The sequence below is a fragment of the Acinetobacter sp. CIP 64.7 genome (assembly GCF_000369745.1).
GTDB classification, from domain to species: Bacteria; Pseudomonadota; Gammaproteobacteria; order Pseudomonadales; family Moraxellaceae; genus Acinetobacter; species Acinetobacter fasciculus.
The window spans coordinates 1300265-1314543 of record NZ_KB850179.1 but is presented as its reverse complement, the minus strand read 5'-3'; the positions used below and the strand labels follow the sequence as shown (position 1 = coordinate 1314543).

Genomic DNA, 14279 nt, shown 5'->3' with positions numbered 1-14279 from the left:
TAAAATATTAGCGCAATAATGTAATTAAGCGCATCAAGTTGTTTAAATGTTCAGAAAATACATCGTAATTTTTGACATTTATGCTATGATTGCCTTGTACTTTGGGGGTGTTTCTGGCTTCGACGCTGGTGATGAAACTCATAGATGCATGCCGAGAGCGCATTTTCTCTCGTAAATCAAATTTGCATTTTTTAGTCGCAAACGACGAATCATACGCTCTAGCTGCCTAAGGGCAGCTTGTCCGCCTCTCCGAATACTTGTGGTTAGAGAGTCCGACTGAAGCGCACGCACACAAGTCCGTATAAAGCTAAGCCTCGGGGCTTTGTACTAAATTAAGAGGATCGCGATTTGTACCCTGTTCGTCGGGTCACAAAGAGTTAAAACAATAGACGATATCTAAGCATGTAGTATTCTCGAGCGTAGTGCTGGCGGACGCGGGTTCAACTCCCGCCACCTCCACCAAATGTAGTAATCAGGGTCAATCATTACACATCAGAATTGATCAGGATTCAGCAGAAAAGCCTTGAAACTTAACGGTTTCAGGGCTTTTTTGTGTCTATTCATCTGTCACGATAAATCAGATTGAATCATTGAAAATCACGGTCTATCAAACTAGGATGTTATACCAACGTTATACGGGTATAACATTTGAAATGTTGTCAGACTTAAAAGTAAAAAATTTAAAGCCACAAGAAAAACGCTATTCGATTGCAGATGGGGAAGGGCTGATTATTTCTGTATTTCCATCTGGGAAAAAGAAATGGGTACTGTCGTATCGTCACCATGGTAAACAGAATCAAAAAACGTTGGGTGAATATCCTGAAATTGGCTGTAAGGATGCGCGAAACCTTGCCCGGGATTTTAAATCACAGCTGAGTGGTAAAAAAATCAATGTGCCCACATTAGGCGAAGTCATTCAGGAATGGTTGGCGATCATGGGGCCACGTTGGACCAGTGATAAATATAAATATACAGTGATTTACCGATTAAATTACATTTCAGAAGATCTGTCTGACACCAGTATTGATGAAATTGAACGAAAAGATGTCGTAAAAAAAGTAAAAGAGATTGTGGCCAAAGGAACCATTGAAACCGCCAAGCGATCCTTGCGCCTGTTAAGTGATGTTTTTAACTTTGCGATTGCATCTGATTACACTGAAAAGAATCCATGTATTTTGGTTGGTGATGTAATTCCTAAACAGGATGTTGAAAATCTGGCTGCATTGAAGCCACATCAAATGACAGAGTTTTGGACTAAGGTGCAGCAAAGCTATGTTACTGATGATTTGATGATTGCACTAAAACTTGCCTGTTATACCGCTGTTCGTATATCAGAGTTGCTTCATGCCAGGTGGGATACAGGGGAAATTGATCTAAATAAAAAAGAATGGATCATTCCAGCATCGCGGATGAAAATGCGTCGTGATCATGTAGTCCCACTAACGGATCAGACAGTCGAGCTGTTTAAAATCATGTATGACCGCAAAACTGATGAAGGTTTTATCTTTAAACATACGCGAAAGCCGAATATGCCATGCCGATCAGAAAGTATATTGGCCATTATTAAGCGTAATGGCTATGCAAAGCTGATGACTACGCATGGATTTCGTACCGTTTTTTCGACCCATGCTAATGAATCGACCTTATTTCGTGAAGATGTCATTGAATATCAGATTGCCCATGTGCCTAAAAACAAGATTCGGGGCATTTATAACAGAGCAGAATATTGGTCGGAACGGGTGGAATTAATGACCTGGTATGCCAATGAAGTTGATCGATGGATGAAAATTTCTGAAAAAGGTTAGAAAACTAAGAATTTTTAGATAATTGATTGAAAAGTAGAGTAAAACAGCGTTTAAATTGAGGCTAGAAACTGGCTAGAACTCGGTTGAATATAGGTTAGAAATCAGAAAAGGGGCATAAATTATGCCCCTTTTTCTATGATTGTGTGCCAATCGTTGTGTCATTTCGCATTGCTTCGAGTGTTGTATCTTTCCATTCTTTGCGGTTTCCAAATACGCGCTCTGGAGGATACTTTTTGATGTAATGTTTTTTAAAGGTATTCACACAGATTCCCAATTCTTTGGCCACTTTGACCATTGGATGCCATGACATAATTAGTTTTCCTCCCTTTAAATGACTGCAATAAAATCAAAATGTTTTAGGTTCATGTGAAATGGTGTGAACCAGGTTCTTACCCACATGGTGCGGTTGAAGGTCAATAAACGGTCCTTGCCGTCTTCCTTGAAGTAGGTCACGCGATCACCTTTGACTGCCACGATGGTTGCACCTTCAGGTTTTTCTGCCTTGAGTTTTTCCAGTTCTTTCTCAGTCATTTTCTACTGTCTCCATAGCACTTTGATACTGACTGGCAGTTAATTCGGTATGTGGTAAAACAAGGTCAAAGTTCGCTGATACAAAGTATTTATCGTCTTTCTTTTTAAATGCTAAATCAGCACCATAATGGATGACTTCCCCAAAAAGCGTCGTTGTGAGATCGGAGTAATTAAGGCTATGAAGGTCCTTCATGAACTCTGAATAAAACTGCTTATTCGTTTTACGTGGTCTAGCTTCAAAAATAGGCTTGCCATCCATTGGCTTACCTTTGCTAATTTTAAATAGAGTTTTATCGATTTTAGATTCATCGAAAAACCAAATGTGATGGAAGATTTTTCCATTGCTTAAAGTATTGTGAACGCCATACCCATCAGCAGCATATTGTTCACCAACTTGATAAAGTTTTTCGTCAAATTTATTCGAAGCTGAAAGTGCTGCATCAATTTTATTTACAGCTTCTGTGTCATTAATTTCATAATATTTTTGCATTGCTTTCCCCTTAATAGCCATTTGCCTGTGGTGCAGAGTCGAGCAGCTGCATCTGTTCTGCATGAATTTCCGTGGTGTAGCGTTCAATACCGTTCTGATCCGTCCATTGACGTGTTTTTAATTTGCCCTCGATGTACACCTTTGAACCTTTTTTCAGGTACTGCTGGGCAATTTCACCTAAGCGGTTTTTGACCACGATACGGTGCCATTCAGTTTGTTCAATCCATTCACCGCTCTGTTTGTTTTGCCATTTTTCAGACGTTGCAATGGAGAAATTGCAAAGTGAACCACCGTTTGGAAAGCTTTTGCTTTCAGGATTGGCACCCAATGAGCCAACCAGTACCACTTTATTTACACCGCGCATGATGTTTCTCCTTCAAATTTGGCAAAGTGACTGAAATGCGCTGTGAAGCATTTCTGGTTATTGGTAAATGGAATGTTCGGATTATCGATATGGCAGACATACAGCTGCTCATTGCCGACGATCTGCTTTACTTCAAAACGCTGGTGACTGCTGACAATCAATTTGTAGCGTGCAAATTCATCTGGAACCCAAACGGTGTCACCAATTTTGAAGTCATGAGCCGTTGCAACTTCTGGATCTGTGAAAGGAAGATCAGAATCAAAATTGAGTTCAGCAGTTTCAAGTCCACCTGGCTGTGCTTTGCCAGTTTCAACAATATTTTTCATTTCATTGATCAAGATGCACGCTTCGGTTGGCATGTGTTGAACGCAATGATGCTGATTTAAAATGCTGTGCAAGCGAAGTACACGTGCTGAAATATCCTGGTGTTCAGCGATCATGGTGTAATAGCTTTGATCTTGAGTTTGAGCATGCATCACGAAATCTCCTTCACACTATTCATTAATGGATCCAAAAATTCTTTTTTAAGCAGCTTTAACTGTTCAAGGTTATAGCTGTATTCACCGCTTTTAGTTTGGATCTCAATTGCACAACCAGATTCTTCCAGTGATAAAAATTCAGGTAAATCTTGAGAATATTTATCAAAGCTGTCTTGTAGCTCAGTAATAAGAATTTCTACTTGCTCAAGTCCTAGATTCAATGGATTTTCAATTTTTTGAATCATTATTTTTTTGCCCCTAAATTTGGATTGGTGAAGATCCAGCACTTCACGTTACGGCTTGGTTTACCTGGTGCTTCACGACTTTTTGACACTGCTGCAACGTCATCGGCAGGGAAACGATCTGAGTACACCTGTTTATTGCTTTCAATGAATTTGTACTTGCGTGAGGTGCGAAGTAATTTCTTCATTTCATTGATTTCAGGCAGCTGCTGATAATTGCGTGCAGCCACTTTGTAAATTTCGTTTAAGTTAATTGCGACGGTTTGAGCATCTGCAGGGTGATGGTTCAAGCCCCATTCTGGTGAACGATTGCCTTGAAGGTATTCGTAAGCGTCCCAGAATTTTTCCACGTCAGGATGATCACCGTTTAACTGTTCAACACGTTCACGCGCCATGTCTTCAAGCATTTCTTGTGCTTCAAGCATGTCTTCCAAGTCGATGGGTAAAACGTGTTTGGTCATTGCTTCGATCAGTGCTGCTACTTGTGCATGACATAGGGCAATACGTGTATGAGTAATGCCTATTGCATGATAGTGATCTTCAATTGACTGTAACTTTGATGCGTATGTCTCCAAGATTTTGTCTTCATTACGAAGGCAATGCGTCATGAACGTGCATGCATCTTCAAGTTCCATGCGATCCAGTTCATCGACAATGCGTTTGGTTTCCAGTGACTGTCCTTTACGGTCAAAGTACAAGTGCAAAGTACGTGTCAAAATTGCTTCTGAAGCCTGAATTGCCGTGTTCTGTGAAATTAAAATTGCACCACGAAACGGTGGTTCGTATGTTTCATTACCTGCAGTCTTTAGACCTTTAGAACGAATTGCACGACCGTTGAAAGCATCCTTCAATTCATCCCAACTGAATTTGGACTTTTGAACAGCATTACCATTCACGTCATTTCGGTCGCCTTCGATCAGGACCACTGGAAGGTTTGCGATCTGTGCAAAGTTACGGTACACCGCCACGTTTGTAGATTTGTTTGCATCAAAGCCTTCATAGTCTTTACGGCCTGAAAGTTTCCACATCATTTCAATTAAACGTGACTTACCTGCACCGGCTTCACCGACAATTTCCATAAAAGGGTATGAGCTGTGCATGGCACGGATTTGTTCAGCAAAATATGAACCCATCCACCAAGCCAAAGCCACAATACCTTTGGCACCACGGACTTTATGGAAGTCATTCCACCATAACGGATCAAACTGTTTTTTAGGATTCAATGTGATCGCTGGTGAACTTGCCAGTGTTTTGATTTCCTGACGTTTTACTTTGAAAAAGTCGTGTTCATTGATCGGGATGATTTGCCCTTTATGCACCGCATATTTTTCAAAGATATAGGTTTGGTATTCACGGCTGTAGCCGATGTAATCAATGGTTTTGACTTCACGTAAACGTTCTGTTTCACGTTTGATAAATGTTTCTAGGTGATTATCTGTACCTGTCCACATTGCACCAGACATGACCGACATGACACGTGGTTTGAACTTTGAACGTGATGACATTTGGTCTGCAGTAAAGGTGGTTTTTGCTTCTGCCCAAGGGCTTTGCAATTTGAAGTAGTACCATGATTCATCTGTGATTTCGTTTCGTTGGAAGTACAACGGTTCAATCTGAGCATTACAAATTTCTTTGGCAGCTGAACAGTTCTTCAATGCACTGGAACGGATTTCTTTATCAGTAAGAATCTGACCACCATTTTCTGCTGCTTCATTGTTGCGGTCTTCCAGGTGCTGAACTGCTTTATTGAATTTGTCATAGTCCAGTTCCCACCAGTACAAACGAAATTTGTGGTTGTAATAAAACGTATGACGACGACCTTCATAGAAGTTGTAAATTAAAAGACCGGCTTCTTCTGCAGTTTCAGCAATGAGCAATTCACCATAGTGTTTGTACTTTGGAAATTGATCAGGGTTGAGTTTGTCCCACTGAAACAAGTCATTCCAATCGAGTTTTTTACCGCCATTTGCCGGTGGTTGTGCAGCAGTAGATGACCAACCTTCAACACGTGAACGTTCATGCCATTTAACGGTATAACCTTTACCTGCTGCATCATTGTCGAATGCCCAGCGTAAACGTGGCTTGTCAATTTTGAGTTCATGACAACGGTCTGCAATTTGCTTTAAGAATGCAGAAGGGTAGTTGACACATGATAGACAAGATATGGCTTTGACACCTGACTGACTCAGTGCAATGGCATCAAAGATCCCTTCAGTGATCCAGATCGCTTGGCCTTTTTCCCCTAGACGGCAGATTTCATCTAATTCATGTACTGACCATGCTTGGCCAGCATTTTTAAACCCATAGTTAAAGCGTGCTTTTTTATTGCCAAAACGTTCTGGTCGGTCAATCAGACGTTCCCAATAGTTTTTGTCATCTAGCATAAAGCGAACAGTTGCTGATGATTCTTTGCTGTCTTTATCTGTATAAAACTGCTGGGTGTATTTGCCAATTAAGTTTTTAAGATCGAAACCACGACCTTCAGATAAAAATGCATCTGCTGCAGCGTTTGGATTGGTGTCGGTTTGTGGGTGATATTCAGACCAATCTTTAAATAGATCGTCACAAATATCTTTCACGTGTTCTTCATAGCCACATTTGACCAGACGACCACATTTCACGATACGTGGGTTGTGGGCATGGGTATAAAGTTCTTTTTTACCGCATTGTGGGCAGACACCTTCACGGAACCATTCGCCACGTGTCTTGAAACTGAACATATTTTCAAGACGGTTAATGATGCGGTGTTTCATATCAGACATTAGTGAAGTCCTTTTACGTTGCTGTCTACAATCCATTCCCAATCCTTTGCATCTTGGAATGTAATGATTTGGTGTTCAAATAAGGCTTCGATATAGCCTTTTAATTTTTCAGCAAAGCGTTGACGTTCTTCACCAGACAAAGTTTTTAAATGGTCTATACGTTTTCTTAAGGCTTCTGTACCATTGCGGTTCGTAATTTGATTCTTTCGCTTTATACAAAGTTCTTGAAGTGTTGTCATTCTGTTTACTCTTAGCTTGAATTAAGTAAACTAATAAGCTTTTCAGGGGCTTATTGTTTATTTTTGGCTTCAGAAAATGGGTTGTCAGATTTTTCAACTTTCGATAAAGCTTCAGAAATGAGGTTTTCTGTAAAGCTGGAAATTGTCATTCCTGCTTCAGCAGCGCAGACTCTCAGGAACTGATGACGGCTCGGAGTTGTGTGTGTGATGATTGCTTTTGTTCTGCTTTCGACATTACTCATAGCAAGTCCTTAAAATGTTGGTAGAGCATCAGTGAATCACTGTATTACTGAATAATATTACGATAAATCGAAAGTTTCAATACTTTGGTGGGTAAAAATGTCGATTAATGATAAGTTTTTAGAGCGCGGGGCGCGTTTGAAGTCGGAGCGTAAGCGTCTCAAGCTAACTCAACCAGCCATGGGTGAGTTATTGGACGTTGCTGTAGGTTCTATTGTTCGTTATGAAAAGCAAGGCGATCCGTTGAATCAGAACCAATTGACGGTTCTGCAAGATGCTGGGTTTGATACGTTCTATGTGACGTTTGGTGTTCGATTTACGGAATTAAGTGAAGATGAGCACCAAGTAATTTCTGCTTATCGGTCACTAAAAAACGATACAGCGAAAATAGGTTTTCTCGGAATGGCCAAAGCCTATGCAACACAAAATGCCACCGATTAGGTGGCATTTTTTTTACAATGACATTTCAATTTTTTTAATTATTTTATTTACTTGAGCATGCATTGTGGTGAATAGTGAATTGATCTCTGCTGCGTCAATCTGTTCACCTTCCTGGACTTTCATTTTACTCATCAAACCTAGACAGTTTTTTAAGTGAATTAATTCAATTAGCGTTTCTTCGTTTTGGTCATCATTGTTGTTTACGGTATTGTTCGACATTTATCCTCCTTTAGTAACATTGAACATTGTATTGAAAAGATTGAAAAGTGGAAGATCATAAAGATACCTAGTGCGACAGATTATGTCTTCTAGCCAAAAAATAATCGTAGAATTATAAAAAAGCCCTCAAAATGAGGGCTTTCTTTTAAACTATGCTTTGGAAAGAATCGATAATCTTTTTCATATCCCTGCTAAATGAGCTAAACAAAGCGTTTAATTCTTCACGTTTCAAAACTTCCCCACTGGAAACTTCAACTTTGCTTAAAAAGCTTAAACGATGATCTAACTCAATCAGGTTGATCAAAATTTCTTCGTGAACATCGTTATTGGATTGTGCATTCATGGCTCATACTCCCCAAAATAATAATGAGAAGACGATAGAACATGCTGAAAAGAACACGGTGGTGTCTAAGATGTTTTTAAAAATTTGTTTACGTTTAAGTTTGCGCTGGCGTTTTTCGTATGCAGCTAGATCGTAAATAGGGGAGTGTTCACGTACGTTATTTTGAGTGCACGAATGCGTAGAAGCGAATGTTTTCATTTGCTAATTCCTTATGTCAGTTTTGAAACTTGACACCATTACTTCCTACGGTAATGGTGGCAGACTGAATGGCGGTAGGAATACCGTGACATAAGGAACGGCAAATCGCCTATGCGATCTCACCATCCAGCCTACCATAAAGGCACAGCCGAATTTTACGCAAAAAAATAGTCCGAGGGCGGACTTTTTGCGCCTTATGTCAAATATTTCAGGTTCCTACGCCTGACCACAGATTTTGCTGTAGTGGTATAGACTGTATCAGTGAATCATTTTATAGGTCAATAGGGGAGCATAAAAAAGCCCCAAAAATTGGAGCTTTTATTCAATTTTATTTTTGACAGAGCTTCATGCCTTCTTCGATCAAAATTGATGGATCCATTTTAAACGTTGTGCCGATATCGATCTTATGATCTTTGGTGATCTCTAAGATGGTGACATAATCATTTGCTGCTGATCCATTAACACCATACTTCTGCCCATCTGGTGCAGTAAATACAATCCGTGTTGGTGGTTCACAGTGTAAGGTTCCCTTATCCACAGTCAGTGGCCATTTATCCCCAAATTGATCTGCTGTCACTTCTACTGTTTGATATTCTGGTGTACTGCTGCATGCAGAAATAAAAGCTGCTGCCACTGCTGCGATAAACTTTTTCATTGAATGCCCTCTATATATATTAAAAGCCCCATGTGGGGCTTTTAAAGGATGCCTGATCAGGTCAAGCCCTGCACAGCATATTGATTATTCTGCTGTCATCCTGTTGTTATTATAACCGTTTTTTTAAAACCATCCTACTATGTGAAGAAATAATAAAGCACTGCTCATTACACCCACTAAAGCACCGACTAAAAAAGGATAGAGCCACATTATTTTTATCCTTTACGCTTGGTTTGGGTTTGAATAAATGCACAGCTTGGTTTGTTATTTTGCTGAATTAAGCTTTCAATGCGTTTGGTATAGCGATCGAACAAGTACCAGATGATGAGTACCACGGCAGCCAATAGGTTTACAACAATTAAAATCAGTGCAGTTTGTTGGTCCATTTTTATTTTTCCTTTGCTTATTAATCTTGTGATGTGCATTCAGGGCAGGGGCATTCGATTGGATCTGATGTATCAGCGATAACGATTGGCATAGCGTTCTTCCAAACTTTTACATTCAATGCATAAAGTGACTGCACCTAGCTTTTGTCGTTCTGGTGGAATGTCATTACCGCATTGTTCACATTCAGCAAGTGATGGTGTGCTGTAATCACGTGGTACCACGAGAACTTGATCCAATTGATTTTGTTGGGCGATATCAAATTTTTTAGACATGTGAGACCTGTGGATTCTTATTTTTATGTGGGGAAGGGGGGAGGTTTATTTCTGGGTTAGGAATGCCCGATGGTGATAGTTCAAATTCAATCTGAAAAAAACCTTGTGCAGTAAAACCGCATTCAACATTTGAACACTGAGCGTGGAAACGTCGTAAAAGTGGATTTAATTCGACACTGTTTCGGATAGGGAAACTTGAACCGCAATGTGGGCATTTAGTACGTGAAGGTCTAGACATATTGCACCTTTGGATCAAAATTTATTCATACAAATATATAACAAAATTACGATATATCTAAATAAAATGTTGTAAAAATAATCAAATATCGTTATTTTAATTAAACCCATTTGATCTCGACTTCACCCCAAAGTCGGGATTTTTTTTATTTTGATTTTTTATATTTATCAATTTTTGCCTGTTCTCGTTTTAAGGCATTGGTCGCAGTCTTTTTAGACTTATAAATATGCGTAAGCTTTAAAGGTTTGGACTGATCACCAGAGGTCAGTTTGATGGACTTGCCACCTTCACTGTAATACGCGATTACACCGGTATATTCGGCATAATTTTTACCTGTGCGTTTTTTCTTTTTGGCTTGCTTTTCTTCTTCCGTTTTTTCTTCCCTGCCTTCAAACAAGGTCGACACGTCATCTGCATCGGGCAGCTGCACTTCCAATTCAACAGAAGTGGTCAAGCCACTGTCATTTAAAGTATGGGTGATGTTGGTACCCAGCCAAATGATGTCGTCAATTTCAGGCTTTAATCCGTTGAACTCAAATTCCTGTTCAGGGATCAGCGTTGGATCTCCTTTGGCCAAAGCATAAGTCAGCTTTTGTGCAGTCCGTTTGCATCGGTTGTATTCGGCATTGGCAGCCAATTCTGCAGTGGTCTTGTCCCGATGCACATAGCGAATTTCTTTTAAGTTGTCTTCACTGTCACCCACAAAGACATGCAGTTTTTTAGCCTTGCCTTCTGCATAGTAATAGGCTTTGACACCAGTGATGTTGTCGGTACCAGTACCATTGGTGTAGTTGTGCTGGTCGCCTTCATCCCGGGTGATGATTTTGCGTGGTAAGGCTAAACCTGAAACAGTCTGACTTGCACCACGTGGCAGTAAAATCAGATGACCATTCTTCACAGTCGCAATGGCATCTTGTTCATCGGCAATTCGAGTAATGAGATTTGCATCAGATTCATTCTGAGCAATGTATTTAATAACTTTGGACGCAAATTTTTCATGAACTATGACTTTTAGTTCATATTCATCACCGATCTTGTCAAAGATTTGCTGAATGGTTTGATTATTCCAGCTGCGTTCACGTTTCTGTTTTAAACCTTCAGATACGTCATTGGCCATGGCAGAAATGGACAGCACGTCTGGAGCACCACGATGTGAAGTCGATTCAACCTTATACACGCCTTTGTCAAATAAACCGGTATTGGACCAACCTAACCACACCTGAATTTTTGCACCTTTAGGTGGGATCGACAGCATGCCATCGTCATCACTGAGTTCAATGTCTACAGTGTCGACAACTAAGCCACGATTATCTTTGACTGTTAGCGACATTAAACGTGTGGCCATTTGCGGTGAAATGTCCACACCATCGACTTCAACACGAAATATGGGTGTTGGGTATTCAGTCAAGTTCTCATATGCACTGATGGCATTATTTGCAAAATTTAAAGCCTGTTTAAGCATTACAAGATCCTATTCAGTGCACCAATGCCCATGCCAACCAGTGTGCCCAAAATGCTGGGTTGCCAGTCGCGAACGATGGTCAGTTTGATGGTGAATTCTGTTTTACGTGCTGCACCATCTTTGAAGAAAAAGGTTTTGCCTTCTTCCAGATCATTGATGATCACCAAGCCATAAATTTTGCCTGTGCCTTCGATGAGGGTATAGGCTTTACCGGTGTCACCCATTTGACGCACGATATCTAAAGTATTTCGACTGCCGGTTATCTCGTGATAAATCACCCCTTGCAGAGTGATGGTGTCTTCACCCTTGCCCACAAACTGATAAGCCGGTGCAGCACCAACACGGCTATTGGATGGATGTCGCCAGTTGGTAACACGTTTTAATTCTTGATATGAGGCAGTGCGTAGTGAAAATACGAACATGCCTAAAGCCATCATCATGTGTGATTACTCCGTGTCTGTTAAAAATTTACGTTTTGCATTTTGTTCTTCTTGCGCGACACGTTGTAATTCCTGACGTAAGGCTTCAGCAGTACCTTTCACAAATGAACCATCTTTGGCTTGAATGGTGATGTTGATGGTGTCATTGCTGACAAATGATTTGGCAGATCCACCACCCATTGAGATTGGTTTGACTGGTTTAGTTTTGACTGCTGTATCTACAACACCTTGTGTGGCTGTGGTGGTTGCTGCCACTGGTAAGTTGTTGGCATTGGCAATACCGTTGGCCATACCTTGCATGGTATAGCCACCAATACCCATAAAGACACGTGAAGGTGAATGGATGCCTAGAATGCCCCTGGCTTTATCAATGACACCACTAACAGCACCGGTGATGGCATCTTTGACGGCATTTACTTTGGATAAAATACCGTTTTTCAATCCTTCTAAAATCATGGCACCAAAGCCAGTGAACTTCGCAGGAAGATCAATGCCGAACCAACGTAATACGCCAGCAAATGCTGAATAAAATAGTCCGATTGGACTCCAATTGATAATCAGTGCTGAAATGCCACGGATACCGCCATTGAACGCTGTTTTGATGGTATTCCAAATACCAACAAAGAATCCTGATATAGGGGCCCAATTCTTATAGATCAGGAATGCAGCACCGGCAATGGCAAGTACAATCCATGTAATTGGGTTGGTGAGTAAAGCCATGCTCATGGCACGTGCTGCCATAGCGACCACACCAAATGCACGACCAACCATCATCATTGGACCAAAAACAGCAATTAAACCAATGGATAGGGCAGACAGACCACCTACAATGGCAATGGCACCAATAGCAATTTTGACTAAACCGGATGACAGACCAGGGTTCGCCTGTGACCATTTTTGAACGGCACTCATGACACCATTAAAGCTGCCAATCATAGAATTCACACCAGGTAATAAAACATTACCGATGGTGATGCCTAAGGCTGCCATATGGTTCTTGGCTAATTGAATATTGTTGGCTGTTGTTGCTGCTCGAGCAGCATATTCAGCTTCCATCGATCCAGCATAGACTTTGGCATCTGACACAGCGTTTAAGTTCTTTTTGAGTGTGTCTAGACCTTGTGAATATTGCATCACAATAGGCAAAGCTTCAGAGCCAAACAGTTCATTGGTGATCGCCACCTGTTCATGTTTTTCGAGTTTTTGAATCCCCTCGATGACCTTCGCCACAGTTGCTTCAGCATCTTTCTGCATATCTTTGGACACTTGAACACTGTCCAAGCCCAATTTTTTAAATGCTGCAGACTGACCTTTGGTGGCTGACTCTCCTTTGGTCAATGCAAGAATCATGTTCTTGATACCCGTTGCAGCAACATCAGGTTCAACCGATGTCAGTGATGCAGCCATAGCAGCAATGCTGCTCGATGCGAAACCACCGACTTCACCTAATGCACCGATCCGTTGAACGACTTCCATGATCTTGTCGGCTTTGTTCGGTGATGTGTTGCCCAGGTAGTTGATGCGGTCAGCAAGTGCGACCACTTGTGGCTGTGTCAGTTTAAATGCTGCACGCATTTCTGCCATGCTTTGACCTGCCTGATCTGCAGTGATGTCAAACGCGACACCCATTTTTACTGCAGACTCGGCAAAGCCAAGTAACTCATTTTTAGCAATACCAGACTGAGCACCTGCAGCAACAATGGCTGCAATATCTTTGGCTGCCATTGGCAGACGTGTGGTCATTTCAACAATCTGATCTGACATGAGTTTATAAGCTGGTGTAATTTTACCGGCTTCATCTTTTAAACCGTCCACGACTTTAGCCACATCCGCCATGGCTGACTCATAATCGATAGCAATTTTGACTGGTACTGCTAGTGATGCAGCACCAGCACCGGCAATCATTAAACCTTTTTTAGCAAGTTCATTGGCTTTGCCCATTCGTGCCTGCATCTTTTCATAATTCTTTTGAGCAACTTCATGTTTGCCTAAGGCTTCTTTTTGTTTGTTTAGCTCCATAGTAGTCAGATGAATCTTATTTTTGAGATCCGATTCTTCCTCATTCAGCCGGTCCATCTGAATGCCAGCTTTGTTGAATTCCTGTGCCATGCCAGTCAATTCTTTACTTTGACCTTTTTGCACTGCCATCAGGCGTTTATGAGCAGCTTCAGCACGTGCCAAAGCGGTCACTGTTTCCTGTGCTTCAGGATTAATCTTTAAGGCTTGTTTTAATTCAGCAATGGTCTGTTTATTTTTGGCCAAAGCCTGAGCTGTTTTTTCAGACTGTGCTGTGAGCTGACGGAAACCTGAGATTTTGCGCTGTTGTGCTTCAAGGTCCTTCAGCTCACCATTGGTTTTCTTTAATGCAGCAGCCATAGATTTTGAGCCACCAATGATTGTTTTGATGGGTCCAGATACTTTGTCAGTAGCGTTGAATAGGACTTCTAATTTTAGTTTTGACATTGGTGGACT

General features: G+C 41.0%; 20 protein-coding genes, 1 other RNA gene and 1 pseudogene. 3 read left to right on the top strand and 19 right to left on the bottom strand.

Annotated features, from left to right (window positions below):
• The first annotated feature begins 103 nt into the window (after positions 1-103).
• Together ssrA and F890_RS12915 are read left to right on the top strand one after the other, a co-directional pair.
• Positions 104-462: a transfer-messenger RNA gene (ssrA, locus tag F890_RS18280) on the top strand.
• Positions 463-653: 191 nt separating this feature from the next.
• Positions 654-1805, top strand: a complete 1152-nt coding sequence (locus tag F890_RS12915; protein WP_026056575.1) for a tyrosine-type recombinase/integrase — start codon at positions 654-656, stop codon at positions 1803-1805.
• Positions 1806-1938: 133 nt separating this feature from the next.
• Here F890_RS12915 and F890_RS18845 read toward each other — a convergent pair whose 3' ends face one another.
• The 9 genes and pseudogenes from F890_RS18845 to F890_RS12875 form a co-directional block, all read right to left on the bottom strand.
• Positions 1939-2115, bottom strand: a complete 177-nt coding sequence (locus F890_RS18845; RefSeq protein WP_005267337.1) for a hypothetical protein — start codon at positions 2113-2115, stop codon at positions 1939-1941.
• A gap of 17 nt (positions 2116-2132) precedes the next feature.
• Entirely contained in the window at positions 2133-2336 is a 204-nt protein-coding gene (locus F890_RS12910; RefSeq protein WP_005267334.1) for a hypothetical protein, read from the bottom strand.
• Positions 2329-2826 (bottom strand): hypothetical protein, encoded by a 498-nt coding sequence (locus F890_RS12905; RefSeq protein WP_005267333.1) that lies wholly within the window; start codon positions 2824-2826, stop codon positions 2329-2331. The genes F890_RS12910 and F890_RS12905 overlap by 8 nt, the downstream gene beginning before the upstream one ends.
• Before the next feature lie 25 nt (positions 2827-2851).
• Positions 2852-3190, bottom strand: a pseudogene (locus F890_RS12900) (single-stranded DNA-binding protein); the annotation flags it as partial.
• Positions 3178-3666, bottom strand: coding sequence for a hypothetical protein (locus F890_RS12895; protein ID WP_005267330.1), 489 nt, complete (start codon positions 3664-3666; stop codon positions 3178-3180). The pseudogene F890_RS12900 and the gene F890_RS12895, both read right to left, overlap by 13 nt.
• Positions 3666-3914 (bottom strand): hypothetical protein, encoded by a 249-nt coding sequence (locus tag F890_RS12890; RefSeq protein WP_004672733.1) that lies wholly within the window; start codon positions 3912-3914, stop codon positions 3666-3668. Before F890_RS12890 ends, F890_RS12895 begins: the two co-directional genes overlap by 1 nt.
• A complete protein-coding gene (locus F890_RS12885; RefSeq protein WP_005267328.1) occupies positions 3914-6673 on the bottom strand; it encodes a toprim domain-containing protein in 2760 nt (919 codons plus the stop codon). Before F890_RS12885 ends, F890_RS12890 begins: the two co-directional genes overlap by 1 nt.
• Complete coding sequence (locus F890_RS12880) at positions 6673-6912, bottom strand: hypothetical protein (protein ID WP_005267327.1); 240 nt, start codon at positions 6910-6912, stop codon at positions 6673-6675. The genes F890_RS12885 and F890_RS12880 overlap by 1 nt, the downstream gene beginning before the upstream one ends.
• Before the next feature lie 50 nt (positions 6913-6962).
• Complete coding sequence (locus F890_RS12875) at positions 6963-7154, bottom strand: hypothetical protein (RefSeq protein WP_005267326.1); 192 nt, start codon at positions 7152-7154, stop codon at positions 6963-6965.
• A 97-nt stretch (positions 7155-7251) separates the two neighbouring features.
• Between F890_RS12875 and F890_RS12870 the strand changes: the two genes are divergently transcribed.
• Positions 7252-7593, top strand: a complete 342-nt coding sequence (locus tag F890_RS12870; RefSeq protein ID WP_005267325.1) for a transcriptional regulator — start codon at positions 7252-7254, stop codon at positions 7591-7593.
• Positions 7594-7605: 12 nt separating this feature from the next.
• On the opposite strand, the gene F890_RS12865 is transcribed toward F890_RS12870, so the two are convergent.
• The 10 genes from F890_RS12865 to F890_RS12835 form a co-directional block, all read right to left on the bottom strand.
• The gene (locus F890_RS12865; protein WP_004670207.1) at positions 7606-7812 is read right to left on the bottom strand and encodes a hypothetical protein; all 207 of its coding nucleotides are present in this window, start codon (positions 7810-7812) and stop codon (positions 7606-7608) included.
• Between the two features lie 145 nt (positions 7813-7957).
• Positions 7958-8155, bottom strand: coding sequence for a hypothetical protein (locus tag F890_RS12860; protein WP_005267324.1), 198 nt, complete (start codon positions 8153-8155; stop codon positions 7958-7960).
• A 3-nt stretch (positions 8156-8158) separates the two neighbouring features.
• Positions 8159-8353 carry a hypothetical protein gene (locus tag F890_RS19140; protein WP_005267323.1) on the bottom strand — a complete coding sequence of 65 codons (195 nt, stop codon included), beginning with the start codon at positions 8351-8353 and terminating at the stop codon, positions 8159-8161.
• A 328-nt stretch (positions 8354-8681) separates the two neighbouring features.
• Positions 8682-9008 carry a DUF2511 domain-containing protein gene (locus F890_RS12855; protein ID WP_005267321.1) on the bottom strand — a complete coding sequence of 109 codons (327 nt, stop codon included), beginning with the start codon at positions 9006-9008 and terminating at the stop codon, positions 8682-8684.
• Between the two features lie 215 nt (positions 9009-9223).
• Positions 9224-9394: a hypothetical protein gene (locus F890_RS18840; RefSeq protein ID WP_004670216.1), complete on the bottom strand. Its 171-nt coding sequence runs from the start codon at positions 9392-9394 to the stop codon at positions 9224-9226.
• A 72-nt stretch (positions 9395-9466) separates the two neighbouring features.
• A complete protein-coding gene (locus F890_RS12850) occupies positions 9467-9667 on the bottom strand; it encodes a TraR/DksA C4-type zinc finger protein (RefSeq protein ID WP_005267319.1) in 201 nt (66 codons plus the stop codon).
• A complete protein-coding gene (locus F890_RS18270) occupies positions 9660-9905 on the bottom strand; it encodes an ogr/Delta-like zinc finger family protein (protein ID WP_005267317.1) in 246 nt (81 codons plus the stop codon). Before F890_RS18270 ends, F890_RS12850 begins: the two co-directional genes overlap by 8 nt.
• A gap of 145 nt (positions 9906-10050) precedes the next feature.
• A complete protein-coding gene (locus F890_RS12845; RefSeq protein ID WP_005267316.1) occupies positions 10051-11367 on the bottom strand; it encodes a contractile injection system protein, VgrG/Pvc8 family in 1317 nt (438 codons plus the stop codon).
• Positions 11367-11807: a phage tail protein gene (locus F890_RS12840; protein ID WP_005146692.1), complete on the bottom strand. Its 441-nt coding sequence runs from the start codon at positions 11805-11807 to the stop codon at positions 11367-11369. The genes F890_RS12845 and F890_RS12840 overlap by 1 nt, the downstream gene beginning before the upstream one ends.
• Before the next feature lie 6 nt (positions 11808-11813).
• Positions 11814-14270, bottom strand: a complete 2457-nt coding sequence (locus F890_RS12835; RefSeq protein WP_005267315.1) for a phage tail tape measure protein — start codon at positions 14268-14270, stop codon at positions 11814-11816.
• Positions 14271-14279: the final 9 nt, after the last annotated feature.